The 19,812-nt window shown below is 33.3% G+C and carries 23 protein-coding genes; 13 read left to right on the top strand and 10 right to left on the bottom strand.

Annotation, left to right across the window (positions count from 1 at the left end; genetic code table 11):
• Nucleotides 1-321 precede the first annotated feature (321 nt).
• Nucleotides 322-504 (top strand): hypothetical protein, encoded by a 183-nt coding sequence (locus J2S19_RS00945; protein WP_307335819.1) that lies wholly within the window; start codon nucleotides 322-324, stop codon nucleotides 502-504.
• A 29-nt stretch (nucleotides 505-533) separates the two neighbouring features.
• Here J2S19_RS00945 and J2S19_RS00940 read toward each other — a convergent pair whose 3' ends face one another.
• Nucleotides 534-1,334, bottom strand: a complete 801-nt coding sequence (locus J2S19_RS00940) for a glycerophosphodiester phosphodiesterase (protein ID WP_307335816.1) — start codon at nucleotides 1,332-1,334, stop codon at nucleotides 534-536.
• Nucleotides 1,335-1,461: 127 nt separating this feature from the next.
• On the opposite strand from J2S19_RS00940, the gene J2S19_RS00935 reads away from it, so the two are divergent.
• Both J2S19_RS00935 and J2S19_RS00930 read left to right on the top strand, forming a co-directional pair.
• On the top strand, nucleotides 1,462-2,217 hold the full coding sequence (locus J2S19_RS00935) for an NADPH-dependent oxidoreductase (RefSeq protein ID WP_307335814.1): 756 nt from the start codon (nucleotides 1,462-1,464) through the stop codon (nucleotides 2,215-2,217).
• 356 nt (nucleotides 2,218-2,573) lie between these two features.
• Complete coding sequence (locus tag J2S19_RS00930) at nucleotides 2,574-2,726, top strand: hypothetical protein (RefSeq protein ID WP_307335811.1); 153 nt, start codon at nucleotides 2,574-2,576, stop codon at nucleotides 2,724-2,726.
• A 132-nt stretch (nucleotides 2,727-2,858) separates the two neighbouring features.
• On the opposite strand, the gene J2S19_RS00925 is transcribed toward J2S19_RS00930, so the two are convergent.
• The 3 genes from J2S19_RS00925 to J2S19_RS00915 all read right to left on the bottom strand — a co-directional run bounded on the left by J2S19_RS00925 (nucleotide 2,859) and on the right by J2S19_RS00915 (nucleotide 6,485).
• A complete protein-coding gene (locus tag J2S19_RS00925) occupies nucleotides 2,859-3,137 on the bottom strand; it encodes a hypothetical protein (RefSeq protein ID WP_307335808.1) in 279 nt (92 codons plus the stop codon).
• A 15-nt stretch (nucleotides 3,138-3,152) separates the two neighbouring features.
• Nucleotides 3,153-5,498, bottom strand: a complete 2,346-nt coding sequence (gene helD, locus J2S19_RS00920) for an RNA polymerase recycling motor HelD (RefSeq protein WP_307335805.1) — start codon at nucleotides 5,496-5,498, stop codon at nucleotides 3,153-3,155.
• 357 nt (nucleotides 5,499-5,855) lie between these two features.
• Nucleotides 5,856-6,485: a hypothetical protein gene (locus tag J2S19_RS00915; protein ID WP_307335803.1), complete on the bottom strand. Its 630-nt coding sequence runs from the start codon at nucleotides 6,483-6,485 to the stop codon at nucleotides 5,856-5,858.
• A gap of 385 nt (nucleotides 6,486-6,870) precedes the next feature.
• Here J2S19_RS00915 and J2S19_RS00910 point away from each other — a divergent pair, with 385 nt between their 5' ends.
• The gene (locus J2S19_RS00910) at nucleotides 6,871-7,647 is read left to right on the top strand and encodes a hypothetical protein (RefSeq protein ID WP_307335800.1); all 777 of its coding nucleotides are present in this window, start codon (nucleotides 6,871-6,873) and stop codon (nucleotides 7,645-7,647) included.
• A 126-nt stretch (nucleotides 7,648-7,773) separates the two neighbouring features.
• Here the strand turns inward: J2S19_RS00910 and J2S19_RS00905 are convergent, their stop codons facing one another.
• The 3 genes from J2S19_RS00905 to J2S19_RS00895 form a co-directional block, all read right to left on the bottom strand.
• Entirely contained in the window at nucleotides 7,774-8,067 is a 294-nt protein-coding gene (locus J2S19_RS00905) for a hypothetical protein (RefSeq protein WP_307335798.1), read from the bottom strand.
• Nucleotides 8,068-8,169: 102 nt separating this feature from the next.
• A complete protein-coding gene (locus J2S19_RS00900) occupies nucleotides 8,170-9,216 on the bottom strand; it encodes an aldose epimerase family protein (RefSeq protein ID WP_307335795.1) in 1,047 nt (348 codons plus the stop codon).
• A 314-nt stretch (nucleotides 9,217-9,530) separates the two neighbouring features.
• Entirely contained in the window at nucleotides 9,531-10,301 is a 771-nt protein-coding gene (locus J2S19_RS00895) for an alpha/beta fold hydrolase (RefSeq protein WP_307335793.1), read from the bottom strand.
• 449 nt (nucleotides 10,302-10,750) lie between these two features.
• Between J2S19_RS00895 and J2S19_RS00890 the strand changes: the two genes are divergently transcribed.
• Together J2S19_RS00890 and J2S19_RS00885 are read left to right on the top strand one after the other, a co-directional pair.
• A complete protein-coding gene (locus tag J2S19_RS00890; protein ID WP_095302684.1) occupies nucleotides 10,751-10,957 on the top strand; it encodes an alpha/beta-type small acid-soluble spore protein in 207 nt (68 codons plus the stop codon).
• A 119-nt stretch (nucleotides 10,958-11,076) separates the two neighbouring features.
• Nucleotides 11,077-11,250, top strand: a complete 174-nt coding sequence (locus tag J2S19_RS00885; protein ID WP_307335789.1) for a hypothetical protein — start codon at nucleotides 11,077-11,079, stop codon at nucleotides 11,248-11,250.
• 123 nt (nucleotides 11,251-11,373) lie between these two features.
• Here J2S19_RS00885 and J2S19_RS00880 read toward each other — a convergent pair whose 3' ends face one another.
• Complete coding sequence (locus J2S19_RS00880) at nucleotides 11,374-11,997, bottom strand: CAP domain-containing protein (protein WP_307335786.1); 624 nt, start codon at nucleotides 11,995-11,997, stop codon at nucleotides 11,374-11,376.
• 713 nt (nucleotides 11,998-12,710) lie between these two features.
• Here J2S19_RS00880 and J2S19_RS00875 point away from each other — a divergent pair.
• Together J2S19_RS00875 and J2S19_RS00870 are read left to right on the top strand one after the other, a co-directional pair.
• On the top strand, nucleotides 12,711-12,890 hold the full coding sequence (locus J2S19_RS00875; RefSeq protein WP_307335783.1) for an H-type small acid-soluble spore protein: 180 nt from the start codon (nucleotides 12,711-12,713) through the stop codon (nucleotides 12,888-12,890).
• 129 nt (nucleotides 12,891-13,019) lie between these two features.
• On the top strand, nucleotides 13,020-13,229 hold the full coding sequence (locus tag J2S19_RS00870; protein WP_307335780.1) for a cold-inducible protein YdjO-related protein: 210 nt from the start codon (nucleotides 13,020-13,022) through the stop codon (nucleotides 13,227-13,229).
• A 137-nt stretch (nucleotides 13,230-13,366) separates the two neighbouring features.
• Here the strand turns inward: J2S19_RS00870 and proC are convergent, their stop codons facing one another.
• The gene (gene proC / locus J2S19_RS00865) at nucleotides 13,367-14,167 is read right to left on the bottom strand and encodes a pyrroline-5-carboxylate reductase (RefSeq protein ID WP_307335777.1); all 801 of its coding nucleotides are present in this window, start codon (nucleotides 14,165-14,167) and stop codon (nucleotides 13,367-13,369) included.
• A 252-nt stretch (nucleotides 14,168-14,419) separates the two neighbouring features.
• Here proC and J2S19_RS00860 point away from each other — a divergent pair, with 252 nt between their 5' ends.
• From J2S19_RS00860 to J2S19_RS00840, 5 genes are all read left to right on the top strand, one after another.
• Nucleotides 14,420-14,938: an MHYT domain-containing protein gene (locus tag J2S19_RS00860; RefSeq protein ID WP_307335774.1), complete on the top strand. Its 519-nt coding sequence runs from the start codon at nucleotides 14,420-14,422 to the stop codon at nucleotides 14,936-14,938.
• Nucleotides 14,926-15,270 carry an MHYT domain-containing protein gene (locus J2S19_RS00855; protein WP_307335772.1) on the top strand — a complete coding sequence of 115 codons (345 nt, stop codon included), beginning with the start codon at nucleotides 14,926-14,928 and terminating at the stop codon, nucleotides 15,268-15,270. The genes J2S19_RS00860 and J2S19_RS00855 overlap by 13 nt, the downstream gene beginning before the upstream one ends.
• A gap of 77 nt (nucleotides 15,271-15,347) precedes the next feature.
• Complete coding sequence (locus J2S19_RS00850; RefSeq protein WP_307335769.1) at nucleotides 15,348-15,683, top strand: PAS domain-containing protein; 336 nt, start codon at nucleotides 15,348-15,350, stop codon at nucleotides 15,681-15,683.
• Nucleotides 15,605-17,542, top strand: a complete 1,938-nt coding sequence (locus J2S19_RS00845) for a sensor domain-containing protein (RefSeq protein ID WP_307335766.1) — start codon at nucleotides 15,605-15,607, stop codon at nucleotides 17,540-17,542. The genes J2S19_RS00850 and J2S19_RS00845 overlap by 79 nt, the downstream gene beginning before the upstream one ends.
• A gap of 361 nt (nucleotides 17,543-17,903) precedes the next feature.
• Entirely contained in the window at nucleotides 17,904-18,344 is a 441-nt protein-coding gene (locus J2S19_RS00840) for a cupredoxin domain-containing protein (RefSeq protein ID WP_307335763.1), read from the top strand.
• A gap of 205 nt (nucleotides 18,345-18,549) precedes the next feature.
• Here J2S19_RS00840 and J2S19_RS00835 read toward each other — a convergent pair whose 3' ends face one another.
• A complete protein-coding gene (locus J2S19_RS00835; protein ID WP_370875019.1) occupies nucleotides 18,550-19,752 on the bottom strand; it encodes a DHH family phosphoesterase in 1,203 nt (400 codons plus the stop codon).
• Nucleotides 19,753-19,812: the final 60 nt, after the last annotated feature.

The raw sequence follows: 19,812 nt of genomic DNA, 5'->3' as shown, positions 1-19,812 counted from the left end.
CGCTCCAATATTTATTAATCGGTCAATTTATGAAATTGGAGCTTTTACATTTCTTTTATCCTTTTACACATTTTTACGAATACGCCTACTATAAATTCAGGGTAAAACACTTCATGGAGTCTCACCTTTGTCACGTCAAAAATAAAAATGTACATTTATATGTTTTTAAAGAATGAAAAGTTACATTGAAGGTAAAAGAGGAATTATCTCAATTCGGGATTAATCAACATGTAAAAATCGATAATTCAACGAATGAAAATGTAAAAGTCGTAAACTATAATATATAGAACCATTATTTCCTGATATTAAAGGAGACTTTAAATGAAAAAAGAACATTATTTAACAAATGCTCCAAAAAAGGAACAATTGACAATCCAAAATGATGGGAGTTTTCCTAACAGCAAAAATATAGATGGAAATTCCGTGCTTGATCATAAGGACCAGGAAATAGCTAACTCTCTAATTGCAGATAAGGAAATAGGTCAACAAAGAGAAAACTTATAAAGCAAAAGAAGATAAGCTACATAGCTCGCTTATCTTTTTTCTTTATCATTTTTGAAGAAGTCAGGGAAATCGGTAATAATTCCATCAACGTTAGCTTCGATTAGACCTTTAATCGATTTCTTGTTTCTCACTGTGTATGGAAACACATACATCCGATGATGATGTATTCTTTTCACTAGTTTTTTTGTAATAAGTGCTTTATTGGGATTAATATATGTAACAACTGTAGCCCAATCTCGTAACTGTACATTTGATATACCATGTACACGATATTTGACGAGTAACCCTAAAGGAAAATGTGGACATAGCTGTGAAAACTTTTGTAATAGCTCAAAATCAAAGGATTGAATAATCAAATTCAAATGTTTCCTATCTCCAAGAACATTTGCCAGTTCATCTACGATAGTTGGATATAAATTAGGATTTTTTATTTCGATTAAAAAGGCAATTTTCTCACCAAAGTAAGATAATACTTCCTCTAAGGTCGGTATTTTCTGACCACGATATTTTCTACTGAACCATTCTCCTGCATCCAATTGCTGCAAGTCGTTTAAGAAAAAACTCCCCACTTCTCCCGTACCGTTTGTTGTCCGGTCTACTGTAGGGTCGTGGATAACGACAAGCTTTCCATCTCTCGTCATTTGGACATCTAATTCAATATAGTCAGCTCCCATATCTAAGGCTTTTTGAAAGGAAGCCATCGTATTTTCAGGTGCATGACCCGAAGCACCGCGATGTGCAATCACAAATAATTTTCCGGTTTTACTATTATGTCCTAAATGAGAATTACCGATTGTTTTCATTTTAGTAAACAGAGTGCTTAAACGCATTTCTTTCCCCCTCTTCCACACAAAATATCTCTTCATAATATCCCAATAAAAGAAAAGACATTACCCTTTTCTAGTTGTTAAATTTAATGGTATGGTAATTATATATAATATTATCGGAGGGATAGACATGAATCATGTAATTCAAACATTAACTGAACATCGGTCTTATAGACATTACAAAAAGGACCAACTCTCAAATGAACAACTTGATGCAATATTAGCATCTGCTCAGGCAGCCCCTAGTTGGATTCATGGTCAGCAAGTTTCTGTAATCGTTGTTCAAGACGAACGTAAAAAACAACGACTTGCTGAACTTAGTGGTAATCAACAATATATTAAAGATTGCCCTACATTTCTAGTATTTTGTGCAGATTTTTATCGAGCACATCTTGCAAGTCAAATTGAAGAGATACCTATAGAGGTTACGAATGATGTTGATGCTTTATTAATCGGAGCAACAGATGTTGGGATTGCACTAGGAAATGCTATTGCAGCAGCAGAATCTTTAGGATTAAATATAGTACCGATCGGTGGAATTCGACGAAATCCGTTAGAAGTAATTGAGACATTAGAAATACCGAATTATGTTATACCGATTGTTGGATTATGTATTGGATATGGAGAAAATGACCCTGGACTTAATCCACGCTTGCCGAAGGAAACTTTTATACATCGTGAAGTTTATAATAAAAATCAAGAGACCCTTATCCTCTCCTATAACGAAGAGTATCAAAAGCATTTAAGTAAGACTTCTAGTAAACCTTCCACTACATGGACAAGTAGAGTGACTTCATTCTACAAGGAAACACATTATAATAATCAATATCCAGATGTTCCAACTATGTTAAAGAAACAAGGTTTTACATGTAATGATATGAAATAATAAAATCAACCATAATGTGCAAAATTACAAGCTTTTTATAAAATAACTGGTTTCACTTATTTTCCATTGGGTAAATAAAAAGAAACAGCAATTCTTATTTGACTTTACTCAGACTTGAACCTAATTGTTTTAATAGATAATCATAGTCATTGTTTGATACAATATAAGTGATGATTATCCTACAAAAAACATGTAGTTACATTAATCGTTCACAAATTTAAACACTTCACGAAATGATTAAAACGGAAAGACCGCTAGTATGTAACAGCATATTAGAATATAAACGGACTATAAATTCTACATAGGATAAGTAAATAAGAAATTAGCTGCCACGATGAATGATGGGGATGGGATTTATGAATCAATTTACAAAGAAATCTAGTCAATTTGAACAAGATAAGGTTGTGTCAGATTTAGTTAAATTAGCAATTAATTCTGATAAAACGAAAGAGGAATTTAAAAACTATTTACTCTTACAGACAAATAAGGTTGGTAAACATAATAATTAGTATAACTAGCATATTTTCATACGATTATATGGAGAAGTAATCCGCATTTTACCTTTTTTATCGCGGGCTTACTTCTCCATATTCACTTTATACTGTAACAAGAATCAGACGGTTTAGATGGCTCTCTGCTTTTTATTTCAAACTTTTATAACGATGTATAAAAGTCGCTGGGTTGTCTTTTATTGTATATGAAAACAAACCTTTCGTCGTGTGTAAATATAGTAGCCCCATTTGATTTGAGAAGTTACGGTAAGACATATCTAATACTTCTTCGATATAAAAAGCACACTCATTTGATACGATTTGATTTTCAAATAGAACTAAAAAGTGCTCTGTTTCCTCATGTAAAAGTTCATTATGCTTAATAGTTCTTGTCACAACATGATACGATATTTGAGCGATTCTATTCATTTATACCACCACGATTTACGATAACAAAACTTCTTCATATAATTCTTTCGGAATTTCTTTTATAAATGGACTTACTTCACCAGTAAAATAGATGATTAATTCATGCATCGCTCTCGTACATGCAGTATAAAATAATTTCCTAAGCTCATCATTCCCATATTCAGAAATAGATCCATTACATATTATCACCATATCAAACTCGATTCCCTTAGCTAAATAAGCCGGAATAATGACAATGCCTTCTTCGAACTGATTACTTCGCTTTGTTATAAGGTTTATATTCAATTCGGATTCTTTTAATTTTTCATATACTATATTACATTCCTTTTGGGTCTTGCAAATAATTGCAATTGTTTTGTTTGAGTCACTGATTTTTAATTTTTCAGTAATACCGCTAATAATTTCATTTGCAGTACGTTTTTGTATAATCTGCGGTTTATTCCCTTGACGATTAAACGGCTCAATTTCATTCTTATTCTCTAACATAGCAGAAGTAAACTCAATAATTTGCTTTGTTGAACGGTAACTTCTGTTCAGGATAATCTTTTCAATATGTTCACCAACAAATAATTCTTCCAATCCCTCAAATCCAGTATACGCTTGATGAGTATAAATTGCCTGATTGATATCTCCTAAGACAGTAAATCTGGCATTTGGAAATAAGTTTTTAATATACTCAAATTGAAATTTCGAATAATCTTGTGCCTCATCAATAAACACATATTTAACACGCGTATTCGTTCGAAAACCTTCAATTTTTTCTTGCAAATATAAATAAGGGGTTGCATCTTCATAAGGAATTCGATGACTGTTTAGTTCACTCAACGTAAATGTACAAATTTCCTGCCAATCGGATTCAGAGATAGATATCTCTTTAAATAATGTAGACATATCTAGTGTAAACATTTGCATATAGATTTCCTTAAAGTTTAAAAATTGATATGTCTTAATTGATTTTCTCACTGGGCTCATCTTACGTTTTACAACATACTTACTTAACAACTGTTGTTCTCTTTCATAATCATCAAACGTATCTTGCGAGAACCGCTTTTGTTTGCTTAATTTTTGAAAATAAAATTGATACTCTTCCTTACTTAGGTACTGAATTTCCTCTTCTACCCATGGCTTTTTTATTTCATCTTTCTCTCTCTTTTTCACTTCAGACAATAGCCATTCAGATACTAGTAGTAAACGGTTTGTAATTGATAATTCCGATGGTAAAGAATAAAAATAGTTGTATATATCGGTAGAACGAATAATTATTTCAGAAGCAAATAGAATATCGTTAAATATTAGTCCTTGTTTTGAAAGATAATGCAGGTATTTGTCTACTATTACTTTAAAATTTGAAGAAGATTTAAAGTTTGCCGAGATCCTTCTTCTTTCAGAGTGATCTTCTCGTGCTGTTAACATATATTCCATTTGCGAAAATGCATCTTCTACGGCAAATTTATCGGCTAATACATGTTCAATGTATTGTTGAAAAGTTGTTTGTTGCATATTTTCCTCACCTAATTCCGGCAATACGTTACGGATATATCCATTGAACATTGGATTAGGCGAAAATAACAATATCTCTTCAGAATTAAGACTTTCACGATATTTATAAAGTAAAAAAGCAACCCTTTGGAGTGCTGCTGACGTTTTCCCGCTTCCAGCTGCCCCCTGAACGATTAATAATTTACCTTTTTCATTCCTAATGATTTTGTTTTGTTCCTTTTGGATTGTAGCCACGATGCTTTTCATTTGTGTATTTGACTGTCTTCCTAATACTTCTTTAAGTAGCTCGTCACCTATCGTTAGACCTGTATCAAACATACCTTCTATAACAGAATCTTTAATGATAAACTGTCTCTTTAAAAATAATTCTCCACAAACTTCACCGGCTGGAGCAGAAAATTTTGCTAACCCTAATGAATAGTCATAATATAGACTAGATATCGGGGCACGCCAATCATAGACAAGAAATTCATCCGTTTCTCGGTCTAAGTATGATGCTATTCCTAAATAAAAACTTTCTACCTCTTGTTCTCCATCTTCTTTAAAATCTATCCGAGCGAAATAAGGTGTATGTATTAAACGTTTGAGATTTTTTTTATCCCGATCAAGATGTTTATGGCGATGCTCATGTTCAGCTAAAAATTCTGCCTGTTGTTTAATGCTAGTTGCTGTTTCCCCTGCTTCAACTGCATCATCCATATTGACAGTAACGTCTTCCCAAAAATTTTTGCGGATCTCAATAATATCAGACTTGACTGTTGAAGACTGATTTTCTAACAGGCTAAGGTCGATTTTCATTTTCTTTACTACATCATTTATCCTGCTTTGCTCTTTATGAAAATCTTCCTCAAATTGACCCATAAAACCCCATCCTTAGCATTAAACATATTAGGTTCATTCTTTTTATCATATACAGTTTTAATAGCTTATCATTATTGATACTATATATCATATCAAAAATAAGTGTTCTTTAAAATCAAAGTGACAGATTTGAATTAATCATTCAGTATGATGAAATAAAGCACATAAATATGCCCTATATATAAAATCCACCTCCATAAGTACGACAAAAAAGCTAACAATATTGTTAACTTCTTGTCAATTGTATCGTTTTTCGGTTTACTTGGTCACTGTTAATAAAAACATCTAAACACTTCTAGACTTCTTATAAACTAAGAATAATTGAGCTTAATTGCTACCCATTTTCCTCTCCTAATACTATTGAAAATTAAATTCAGATAAGGAATCCATATGGCTTGCAATCATCGCAATAATCGTACTAGCTTCTTCCTTGCTAAAAATAAAATTTGTTTCATCTTTTATCATTTGTTCATTCTCGGTCCGTATTCGATTTATTCGTCTTAGCACGCCATCACCTGTTTCTTGTACGACCCCGAATTGATATGTTACTTCTACTTCGTCTTCATGAATAAATGCGGTTACTTCAGGCGTTTCCCACTCTACATCGATTTCCTCCATTATATTGTAATCCTCGTCAATCAAGTCATCATCGTCATCTATCTCATCGCCCTCATCATTCATATAAAGATGGAAGCTTTCATGAACAGCATCAATTATTTCCTCAATATCAGACAAAATTGTTCTTGAGATTTGTTCATACTCATAATCAAAAGCCTCAATATAAAATTCAACATTATAAGGGTCAAAACATAATGTACAAAAATACTCGCGCTCCTCATTCGCTTCATCTTCTACAAAAAATTCAATTCGCGGATGCTTTGCCCCCCTGTCAATTGACATATGCCCTACTTGGTCATATTTTTCACAAATCGATTCTAGATGTTCCTGCAATTCTCCGCTAACCCGATCAAACCATTCCATGCTCATATTGCTCATCCTCTCATTATTTATCAAGTGCCTATCCTTTTGATAGATTTAGTGTAATTAATAACAAAGTTCAAATTACTGCATTCGAAAATAAGGTACTCTTTAGTTGTTGTTTTAGCACGAATGCTCAACAAAAATCCGAGGTGCTGAGCCTCCCACAGGAGTCTCGCACTTCCGCTCCAACAAATACTAAAAAAAGTTAGTGCAAATAGCCACAATCTTTTAGAAAAGAGCGTATTAATAAAACCAGGTATGTATTCTTATACAACTATTAGTATGTCCTCATTACCAATTATTAATTAAGGTAAAAAAAGATTGTTATCAAATGACGTATTTCAAACATAGGATAGTAGCATCATTTCTTTAAATGAAAGAGGTGTTTGCATTGGTTTATATAAAAAATCACAATCGTCCTTCACTATATAAGCAAAATCAATTAATTGAACATACTTCTAATCAACGTATGGCTCGAATTAATTATCTACAAGAATTTATCAAACAGCAATCAGAAATGAATCAAACATTACAACACGCAACTAATAAAATGAATCAGCTTATGACAGAATCCAAACAGAACCAACAAGAACAATTTTCTATTGTTTTAAAGCAAATTGAATCAACTGAGAAACGTACACATCCGCTATTTGAGCATATCAAACAACAACAAGAAGATGTAAAAAAACTATCCCAGTATTATGAAAATCTAAATCGTAACAATGAAACATTATTGGAAAACAACCAACAGGAAGGAATAATCAATCAGGCAATCATTGACCAATTAACGATACAAGATGCAGTTATCCATCAACTCTCAAAAAAGTTAGATGAAATCGAAACTGTCAACAACCAATTATGCGAACAATTGTCAGAACAAACTAAAATTAATGAAGCTATTCTAAATACTCTTCAAATACAAGAAGCCTTCCATGAAACGATATTGGAAAAAGTCGATGGCCAAGATGCGATTAACCAAAAAATTTCCAGAGATATTGACCATTTAAAAGCATCACTTTTTGAGAGAATCAATTATGTTGTAGAAAAAATCGAGGAAAACTATAAGCATGTTACCACGTTTATTTCAAAATTTTTCAACAAACAGCCACATCGAATGGTCATTCAAGATGGAGAAAAGAAGAAAAACGAAACAGTCTCAACAAAATAACAGCTCATTATCTTGAATGGGATTACTTACTAATATCGAAAAATTCAATAGTAGCTTAATGTGCTTTTCATTAGGAGTGAGTAGTCCAATCTCGTAACACACTTCTCACTCCGAGTAAGCTGTTAATTATCCAATCTCTTCACACTCTTGATGCTCTCCATAAACTATATTTAACATTTCTTCTGCAGCATCCATAGATATTTGTTGATAATCCTTTGCGAAATGTTTTAAGCTGTCACAAAACCCAACGTTATCATCTCCTACACTCTCAGACCAGCTAACAAAATTGTGATAATCTTGAAGAGGGTCATAAGATTCAAAGCTTGCAACGACTTCATCTGAACCTAACATTGTTACTTCAATCCCTTTATATGTATCAGGTTTTTTATCATCATATTTAACACAAGCATAAAAAATCACGTCTTAATCCTCCTTAAAAAATCTCAATACGTTATTTTTACACTTAATGACAATAATATGCAAAAAGGATGAAATCATAGATTTCATCCTTTACTGTTTAAATTACTTTGTTGTAAATTTATAAATTGTTGTCGTTTTATACTCATCCCCTGCTTTTAAAATACAAGGTGAGAATTCAGGGTGATGAATCGAATCAGGCAACCCTTGTGTCTCTAAACAAATACCTAAATATTTACTTGATTGAACATCTCTTATTGTAAAGCTATCATCTAACATATTTGATGTATAAACAACAACACTTTGTTCATCTGTTTCAATGATTAATTTACGACCACTTTCCTCATCGCTTAGGCAAATTTCCTCATTATGATTCTCATCAAGTAAAAATGGATGATCGACTCCTTGACCAACTAATTTTATTTGCGGGTCATTTGAACTAACAGCATCGTTTATCTTTTTTCCGTCTCTGAAATCAAACGGAGTATTTGCAACATCTAAAAATTTTCCTGTTGGGATAAATGATTCGTTTAATTCAAGGACTTTTTGACTTTTTAATGTCAATTCATGTGATAATATATCCTGCTTCACATTTCCTGATAAATTAAAATATGTATGATTTGTTAAATTGACTAATGTATCCTTGTCTGTTGTAGCAAAATAATGTACAACTATTTCGTTTTGATTATTTAAAATGTATGTGACACGCACATTTAAGTTACCTGGGTATCCCGCTTCTCCAGCTTTACTCCTATATGAAAATTCGATGCCAACTTCATCCTCTTTTTCAAAAGTACTAGCTTGCCATAATTGACGGTCAAATCCCTCTGGTCCGCCATGCAGATGGTTCGTATTTTCATTTTGTGGAAGAGTGTAAGTTTCACCATTTAAATCAAATTCGCCTTTATCAATTCTACCGGCAACACGACCAATTACAGCCCCAAAGTATGGAGATTTCTCAATATATGAATCTACATCATCAAATCCTAGGACAACGTTTTCAAATTCACCGTTTTGATTAGCTGTATTAATTTCTGTAATTATACAACCTAATGTAATACATGTAATGCTCATCCCTTGATTATTTTCAAGTTTATAAGAATAAACTTTTTCTCCTTGGTATTGTCCAAATTCTCCACTTACGATTTTCATTTTTTGCTCTCTCCTTAAGTTTAAACATAGTTTGTCATGTAAATATAGTATAGGAACATCATCTCTTACATATTATCTATTCATTGTCGAAATTCCTGCAAAAAAGTTAAAAATTATTATAATCTTTTTTAAGGATTCGATTATTTTATCATTGTGCTGTTTGCGAAAACATTGTTGATTTGTACTTAATTTGTGTTACGGGTTAGTCTCCTCTTACAGAACTCAGCAACATCGGAGTGGGTGGTCAGCCTAATTTTGCAGCTACCCGCTACCAAACTTCAGCTCACCTCCCTACGATAAATCAGGAAATGAGTCTATAATTTTGAAACAAAATCAGAAATTTCGGCATTTGCAACTTTCCAACTTTTAGTTGGGATTTGATGATTCATCCTTTTAATAAAGACAATTCGAACTAATTTACAATATTTTTTATAGTAACGTGAATAACGATTGATACCATCAGATTTTGTCCCATAAATCAGTAATAACGGCATCGTAAGCTTTGGCAACTCCCGAATTATATTCATACACAATACATCTTTATAATACAAATACCATGCCTCACAATTTGCTTTCCTCATATGTTCTATTAAAATTTTCCGATACGAAGGGTCACTTGTATGACTTCTTGCTAATACAGTTGCTAGTTGTTGTTTGTGATTCTTCACCATATACATACCTAGTTTATGTTCTAATGATAACGTTTGATTAATAACTGCTGGATAGCCCCCAATTAATATAAGGCCTAACACTCGTTCCCCGTAATGCAAACACATATGCTGAGCAACAGCTCCACCTGCAGAATATCCACATAATACAAAGCTATTTATATGTAAAGCGTTTAATAACGAAATCAGTTCTTTGCAGTAATACTCAATTGTTACCTTTTCAGAAGGAATATCACTATCACCATGTCCTGTTAAATCAGGGAAAATTACCCTTACCTTGCTCCCTAAAACATGCTGCCTTGCAAATACCTTCCTTCCCATTCCAGGTGGATGGATAAAGATAACCGTTGTTCCATTACGATTACCGTATTCCTCGTATACGATTTGCCTTCCATTTCCTAATGTTACACTTGGCAAAACCATCACTCCAAAAATGTTTTTTCGTATTATTCCACAACAAAATTGTGTTAGCCATAATATTTTTAAATTGATAGTTACGAAGAACCATTTATTATCTTTGGAAACTATTTCAGTTATTTCACTAAGACAATGTACTAAAACTTCAACAATAATAATCATTTCGTTCGCAGCAACCTTTTTTTAAAAATCTATGTCTTATGTGGTAAATTTTACATTTTTTGATGATGTATAACTTTCAGGGAAATGCGAAAAATTAATGATTAACTTGTACAACTTTTTTATAGTTCAACACCTAAAAAACTTTTTTCAAAAAAATTGAATAAAAAATGATTTTTGTAACAAAATATTTTTCAAATACATCACGGGTTAGCTTAGTAGGTAAAGCTTGGTGCAATTCCAACCTAACCCACCAAACAACAACTATTCATAAAGGAGATGGATTTATCATGGCAAGTAACGGTAATAATTCAAACCAACTATTGGTACCTGGTGCAGCACAAGCTCTAGATCAAATGAAATTAGAAATCGCATCAGAATTTGGCGTTAACCTTGGTGCTGAAACAACATCTCGTGCAAATGGATCTGTTGGTGGAGAAATTACTAAGCGTTTAGTTTCTTTTGCTCAACAACAAATGAGTGGCGGTACTCGTTAATTTTAAATTTCATATAGTGGCTTTAAAAGGCACCTTTAATGGTGCCTTTTTCTTGTTGTTTGATTGTAAATAAGGGAAAAACTAAACATGTACGTTAATTTAATTCTGGAGTTGATAACATGATTAATTTGGATTTTAATGAGTTTATTAAAAATGAAGCACGCCATAAATCAAAGTATGTAGGTTCTGACCAGTCAAATTCACATAAGAAAATGAAAACAGATAGCGATAATTCTAGTGGAAATACTGATGCTGTTGTCGGGGCAGCTGGAAGAGATATATTCAAAAAGTGATGATTATCTTAAAAAATTTGGAATGCAATGAACAGGTATATTGAATTGTTAATGGAGATTTCTTAAAAATACAGTATAAAATATAAAAGCTGTCCTCATTTATATTGAGGCAGCTTATTTTCTTTATCTAGCTTTAATGAACATTTGTACCCATGCTCCATGGTAGAAGCCTACCCCTATTGTATCGAACTCAGGTTTCAAAATGTTAGCACGATGACCAGAAGAATTCATCCAGGAATTCATGACTTCTTGTGGAGTTTTTTGGCCTTTTGCAATGTTTTCTCCAGCATATGAATAACTAATTCCAAATGTTTTCAACATATCAAATGGTGATCCGTAGTTTGGACTTGTATGTGAGAAGTAATTCGAATTAATCATATCCTGTGCCTTTTTTTGAGCGACGTTTTTAATGTCAGCACGATGAGATAAAGGTTTTAGTCCTGACTTTGCTCGTTGTTGATTGACTAATTGAACCACTTGTTCTTGGAAAGTACTTGGTGATTCAGCAGAAGCTTTTAATCGAATAACCTCACCTACATGCATATTTCTTGGCTCAACTGAAGGGTTTAACTCCATTAACTTCTTATAGTCAAGACCGTAGCGTTGTGCGATATACCAAAAAGTATCTCCACGTGAAACTTTGTAAAACTCAAATGGTGGTTCTTTAAATGTTTTTATCTGTCCGTGTGAAACAGATGGGAATAAAAACATTAGGACCATTGATGCTAGTGCGATTTTCTTCAACATCTTTTTTCCCCCTACCATAAAATGTAATATTGTAACCCTCTCTAGTTTGGCTAAAATTTTTAAATGAATGCATTCTTTTTTTGAATGTTTTGTAAATCAGATTGAACTCAGCCCCGAGTTGATGGCTAAGCACATACTTGATAAGGCTGTTTTCGTAAACATTGTTACTTTTAACTGAGTTGTCGTTTAGGCTTTATCTCCTCTAGCAGTACTCGCTTTCCGCGGGGTGGGTGGTGAGCTCACAGCTCCTTGCGGCTACCCTTTATCAAACTTCAGGTCAGGTCCCTACGATAAGTCATCATCGATTCGCCATTCGGCTCATCGTGATTCCTTTGGTCTTAGTCGATGCCCTCCAGTTTGTACGTCGATGGGCAAGCCGCCTACGCTTTTCGTACTCCTCAGCGTAAACGCTTGCTCACGTCTCACCTCTCCCACGCATCCCGCAGGAGTCTCTCAGGTCAGCTCCAACAAACCCTTAAAAAGGTTAGTGAAAAAGCCACAATCTTATAGAAAACAGCCTTTGATAAAAAGGAGGTTTCCGTCTATGTTTCTTACTTGGTTGTCGATTTTGGTTGATTCTCCATTACTATACTTGGCTCTGGGTGGGTGAGACTTAAGCTTTAATAAAGTCTGAAAAATTCACTTTGTAAAGAAATGGATAAAAAAATCATTTTAGTGAATACTAATATTGAAAGAAATAGGAGGTATCAAAAATGGATATAAAACGTATTAAACAAATTTTATCTTCTTCTGCTGACATTGAAGTAATGTATAACGGTGCTTCTGTATGGATTGATGAGTTGCATGAAGAGGAAGGTTTGGTTACTTGTCATTTAAGAGGTCCTTTAGAGGAAAGAACGCAAGTGGAAGTTGATCAGTTAGTTGAAAAGTAATCTATAAATATCCGATTATCTCCTGATATTTATGTTAATTCCAACTAATAGGTAACTTCTATACATATTGTTAAGAAAACAGTGTATAATGTACTTAGTACTAAATCTCCTTTTTAAGGATGTGTTTATATGAGATTTCAACAGCAAGTTGAAAAGCCACCAGAAGTGAATTTAAAAGTTTGGGCATGTGGTTCGGATGAGTGTAATGGCTGGATGAGAGATAACTTTAAATCTGATGAAAATCCAGACTGTCCTCTATGTGGACACGCTATGGTCGAAGACGAACGAACATTACCAGTATTAGAAAATTTCTCTGCAGTGAAAAAAAAGGAATTGTAAGAACCCTACCAAAAAGTGATAAATCATAAGTGTCTGACCCCCAGCAAGCTACGAGATAAGATGAAAAGCTTATCTGTTTAGTGCGTTCGAAGGGTCAGACACTTTTGTTTGCTCATCTTCATAGTACATCAAACTAACTATTTTCCATTTGCCTTTCGATTTGTCGCATCAATTGCTTCCGTGATAAGTTCCTCTAGTCCACCTTTCACTAGAACTTTTAATCCTTCAGCCGTCGCTCCTCCAGGTGTCGTTACTTGTTCTCTAAGTTCACTAGGACGAATTCCTGTTTTAATCATTTCGATTGATCCTATGACCATTTCGTTTACTAATAGGCTCGAAATAGTGGTAGGTACTCCTAAATTTTCAGTTTTATTGATAAGAAATTCGATAAAAAGATATAGAAATGCAGGAGCACTCCCAGTTACTGCTGTCAGTTTATGAATTTGGCTTTCCGTACATTCTACTGACTTACCAATTGAATCTAAGATAACTTGCATATCCTTTTTTTGTTCTCGATTTACATGATGACCAAATGTAAACAAAGTTATAGAATGCCCTACCTCTGCAGCAGTATTTGGCATCATCCATGCTACTGCAGTATTTTTTTCGAGTCCTGCTTCTAAAAATTCCGGACCAATCCCCGCTGCTATCGTGATAACAAACTGGTTTCTCAAAATGGGCTTTAGCTTTTTTAATATGGCTTCATGACCATCAGGTGGTAATGCTAAAAAAACAATATCAATATTATTGATATCCCTTTCCCAATCATCCATTATTTCTACATCATATTTCTCTTTTAAATAATTCAACCTATTCTTATTATTTCGATTGGAAATGTACAATTGCGAAAAGCTATGTATATCCTGTTTGTTTTTAAGTCCGGCAATAATTGCTTCAGCCATACGTCCGGCACCAATAAATAGTATTGATTTAGTCATTACTTTGATTTTCCTCTCATAAGGTTTTCATTTTCTCACATGATAGATTATACTATGAATACTATATCAACCAATAATATGCTTATCATTTTACTTTAATTTAAATGATATTGTTTTTCATTATATACAGCTTCCTGTTCAGAAATTCACAGGATACTACATGCACTGACTTATATTTCTTATACATATTTTCTAATGGTACATACTAAAAAATATAAACCTTTATAGCATAATTATTAGGGAGATTTAACGATGAGTATTTATTCTAATAGCATATTTTTTATTATCCTATCTATCTTCATTAGTATCATTTCCTCCTACACAGCCTTATTAATCGTAGAGCGAATTATTGAAAACAGACAATCGAAATTAAGATGGGTTATTACAGGCTCCTTTATACTTGGAACCGGAATCTTTTCCATGCATTTTGTTGGTATGATGTCAATGGACCAATTTTTCACGTTTTCCTATAACCCACTTTTATTATTGCTCTCTTTAATTTCAGCAGTATGTACGGGATTATTTGCATTTCTGACTTTACTTCGTAGAGAAAATACAATATGGAACATCATAATCAGTGGCTTTTTAGTTGCCACAGGAATTATCATGATGCATTACATTGGTTTATATTCGATAGATGGTTTTGAGGTTCATTTCCAATCAAAATACCTTTATATTTCAATATTCATTTGTTTCTTATTTTCATTTTTAGCAATTTTCGTGTTTGTAAATATTAAGAAAAATGGTCGAGATCGCCTATGCAGACTATAGGGAGTGCTATCATCCTTGGTTTGACTGTTTCATTAACTCATTATACAAGTATGGAAGCGACGGACCATCACCATCTTTCACAATCATATCCTACAGGTATATTACGTTATTCCTTTGCAATCATTATTACAGCAACATCAATTCTAATCATTCTTGCAGGCTTGATGGCTTCTATTTTAGACTACCGTAATAAACTTATCCACAAGCGATTTAGTTCGAAACTTAAAGAAAGCGAATCAAGATTTAATAAGTTAGTTCAAGCTTCACCAGAGGCGGTTATCGTACATGATGAATATCGTATTTTATTAAAGCAAAATCAGCTTCTGATTTAATCGGGAAGCCTATTATAAATTACATCCATCAAACTAGTAGGGAAGATGTCAAAAAACATTATCAGAAAATAATGTCCATGAAACGTGTTCCCCCTCTACAACATAAAATTATTACTGAAGAAGAGGAATCAATAGAAATTGAGGCAAACAGTATCGGTATTGTATATAAAAATAAGTTCGTTATTCAAACAATTATGAAAAACCTGACCGAACAAATTCAAATAAAAAGAGAATTAAACCTGAATCAGCAACGCTATGAGTCACTATTTAAACATAATCCAGATGGTGTCTATTCGTTAGATTTGAATGGAATCTTTATTGATATTAATCATTCTTGCAAACGTTATCTGGTTATCCAAAACATGAAATCATGCAAAAACCATTCCATGAATTTATTGATCATGACTACATAGAAGTAACCGTGCGTCACTTCCGGATCGCTGTAAATGGTAAACCTTCCACTTTTGAAACTGTATGCTTTCATAAACAAGGTCACCGTGTCCACCTTGAAGTAACGAACTTTCCTATTATAGTAGATGGAAAAATAATTGGAGTTTATGGAATTGCAAAGGACATTTCGAAAGAAAAGGTAACACTTCGCTTAGTTGAAGAAAACGAGGAACGATATCGCTCCTTATTTGAACATAACTTAGATGCGATATTTGAAGTTGATAAAAACGGGACCTATATTAACATGAATCATATGGCTGAAAAATTAACGGGCTTTTCTAAAGAGGAGCTTATCAACATGAATATTACATCGATAATACCGAAAAACTCAGAAAAATTGTTTAACGCATTTCTTTCTGTTTTAAACGGTCGTGCCCAACGTGGTGAACATTCATTAGTAAATAAAACTGGACAACTTGTGCAAGTAGATACAACAGCAGTCCCAATTAATAAAAATGGGAACATTGAAGGTGTTTTTGCAATTGTGCGAGATATAACTGATAAAACACAATACGAAATGAAAATTAAAGAAATGGCGTATCGAGATCAACTAACAGGTCTTCCAAATCGAAACTGGTTCTACTCAAAAATACAAGAAGTAATGGAGCATGCAAAATTAAGTAGTAAGCATTTTGCAATTTTGGCAATAGATTTCGATAACTTTAAAAACATTAATGATACATTTGGACATAGTGGTGGAGACCAATTTTTGATGAAAGTGTCCTCAATATTAAGAAGTATATTACGAACAAAGGATCAAATCTCTCGTATTGGTGGAGATGAATTTGTCATTATATCTGAAGATACTACCGAGAATGAAATTAGGCAATTGGCAGAAGATATAATCAATAAAATGAATCAGACGATTATACTTCAAGATATGGAATCAGCCGTTACTTTAAGCATAGGAATCACTGTTTTTAAAAACAATTCCGAAACGGTCGAAACACTATTAAAACAAGCAGACCTGGCTTTATACAACGCCAAGAAAAAAGGGAAAAACAATTATCAATTTTTTACCGAAAGTTTAAGTAAAGAAGCAACGAGAAGATCATTACTAGAAAATGCATTAAGTAAAGCTATTAGTAATAATGAGTTCCATTTACATTACCAGCCACAGATAGATTTATCGACCGGTGAGTTAGTTGGTGTAGAAGCGTTACTAAGATGGAATTCACCTTATGGATTTGTCTCACCTATCGAATTCATACCCATTGCAGAAGAAACGAACTTAATACTTCCAATTGGAGAATGGGTGATGAAGGAAGCTTGTCGCCAAATTAACAGATGGAAAAAACTTGGTTTACCTAATCTTGTTGTTTCTGTTAACGTATCAGCCCGACAATTTCATGATGAAACATTTCCTCAAAAAGTGAAAGAAATTTTGGAGTCAGAACACGTTGATGGTCACCTCTTTGAAATAGAAATCACTGAAACAGTTATGTTAAATATTGAAGCAGCTACTAAAAAGATTGAGGATATTCGGAAATTAGGAGTAAAAATTGCCATTGACGACTTTGGTGCAGGTTATTCTTCCTTAAACGTTATTAATAGTATCGATATCGATACTTTAAAAATTGATAAATTGTTAATTGACCATATGATGGAGAATAAACGGTCAATGTCAATACTATTAACCATTATTAATGTTGGTAAGGATATTAATGCTAAAGTCATTATTGAAGGTGTTGAAACTAAAGAACAAGTTCAATTATTAAAGAGTTTAAATGTTATCGCTCAAGGCTACTACTTTAGCAGACCTCTCCCAAACGAAGAATTGCAATCGATTTGGTTAACAAATTGGCGGAAACTAATTGATTAAACGATGTAAGGTCTATCTATAAAAACAAAAAGACGTCTAAGTAGACGTCTTTTTTACGTGATTGAGGCGAAGACTGCACGCCACATCGTGCATTGCCCTAGGGCTTGTCATTCGACTTATACAATTCAGCTCATCGCTCAATAACTATAACATATTTTCATTCTAATAGATAGAACTTTTTTTCAAAATACAACTAAACGAATAATGTAGACAAGTTATTTACTTATCATACATATGATGAGATAAGCCCCGAAGTTTTCGTCAACTTTTGCTTATTTAAACAAATAGATAAAATTTCTTCTGTCTTTTAGAAAAAGACTAGAGTAGGAACCAACAAATATTAGATTAAGGAGGCTTGGAAGTGAAACTATACATCATAGATAAAAAATGGCTTGTTTTCATCGTTATAGTACTCATTCTTAGTAGTAGTTTCTTATACTACTATATGGAAAGAAGCACCACTACTTTCAGCGAAACTGATGAGGTGAGTACTTTAGAATACCACATGGTAACCGGGGAATTCTCTACAACAACGAAGGACGGAGAAAAAATAGAAGCATACAGATTTGATCCTGGCACTATTATCGTACCTAAAGGAGAAAAGGTCACTTTGCATATTTTTGGTGTAAATGGTGAAGAACACCCATTTTATATCGAAGGGGCTGACATTAGAGGAATTGTTAAAAAAGGGGAAGAAACCACAGTTCCCTTATATTTTAAAGAAGAAGGGACATATAAGCTAATTTGTGATGCACACTCTCAAAATGGTACGAAAATGATTGCATATATTGTTGTTGATTAATGTGATATTTGATTCCCTTTTGTTGATTATAAATCTGCAAAGTTTCCTCTATAGAAGGCTGAATGGTGAGTTTCATTCATTACACAGCTTGAATTCCCTCACCATTCCAGTTCTTCACTCATAATCAAATTAATTTCATGTAAACCTTAATCTTAACAATAGCTGACCAACCGTTTTAAACCACCTCATACCAATCTGGGCATATTCAACTTTGTCTATTTTTTTGCTCACGTTGATACCCTTCAAGTAAGTATTCAATTAATTTATCATCATGAGCGAGTCCAACTTGGTATGTCCGTTTTATGTAATGTTCCATATTTGTAAAACTTGTAGACGTGTGAGATAGTAATTTGTGATTTTTTTCAAGCAGCCACTCTCCTTGCTTTCTTTGGTAAACGAGGAAAAAGTCTTCGTCTCTGTTTTCAAACAATGCACAATACCCTTTTATATTGATTTGATTATGTTTAGCATCTTCTTTCAATGGCTTTATCTGAAATGGCTTATCAATGAATACTTTGAATGCTTCTTTTGTTAACGTACATCCAGCTGCTTTTGCATGTCCACCGCCACCATATTTGCCTGCGATATCTGACACATCAATATGGTCATGGATCGTCCTAAATCCAATTTTTTTACTCCCCATATTCATGATTGCAATACAATCTAAATGAGGATTATCCTTCCCTAATGCATTACCTAGTTCCGAGTGGTACGATTCAGCATGAACAATACCGAGACACAAATTGCCGATATTCGTTTGCACCAATTCTCTTCTTTTTCTTTTAATATATCGTTCCGTTTTTTTCTCTTCCAGGTCAAGTAATCTTTCTTCAAATCCATCGAATGTAAAATGTACATGGTTTGTTAACCTTTCGAGCATACTTTCCTCAAAATCTTCGATCGATTGCATATAAAGTAAATCATTTAATCTCTTCGCTTCAACTTTTTGCTGCTTCTCCCAGTCCCAAGTATCGTATAAACGAACTAACTCAACATATTCATCTAAAACCGGCTTTTCTTCTATAAGTCCGTGTTCAACTAAATAATGATAAAATAAAGATGTAGCACATGTTTTTTTTCCGATATCATCTTCAACAGTTACTAAACCCCATTTATATTGATTAAGAGTTAATGCAGTCTTATGATGGTCAATCAATTGAATACGTCCACCCTTTTGAACAAATGCTTCTATTTTTGCTTCATTATCACGATTGACGGAGACATCTGTGATGTATAAAGTATAATCTCTTTCATATCCTGCTACTGCAGTTAAGAAATCTGCTACTTGATAATCAACTCGGTTTACAGACAAATATTGAACTTGAACCTTTTCTTTAAATGCATACTTAGCCAATATTCCGCAGCTTACTCCATCTAAATCATTATGTGAGTATAAGTGGACAGACATTTTTTCACCTTCATTACAATTTTTTTCTGCTTTTATCAGTATGTGTTTTGTAAAGACTTC

Source organism: Metabacillus malikii (assembly GCF_030813355.1).
GTDB lineage: Bacteria > Bacillota > Bacilli > Bacillales > Bacillaceae > Metabacillus > Metabacillus malikii.
Note: the sequence above shows the minus strand (reverse complement) of the source record. Positions and strands in the feature narration are given on the sequence as shown.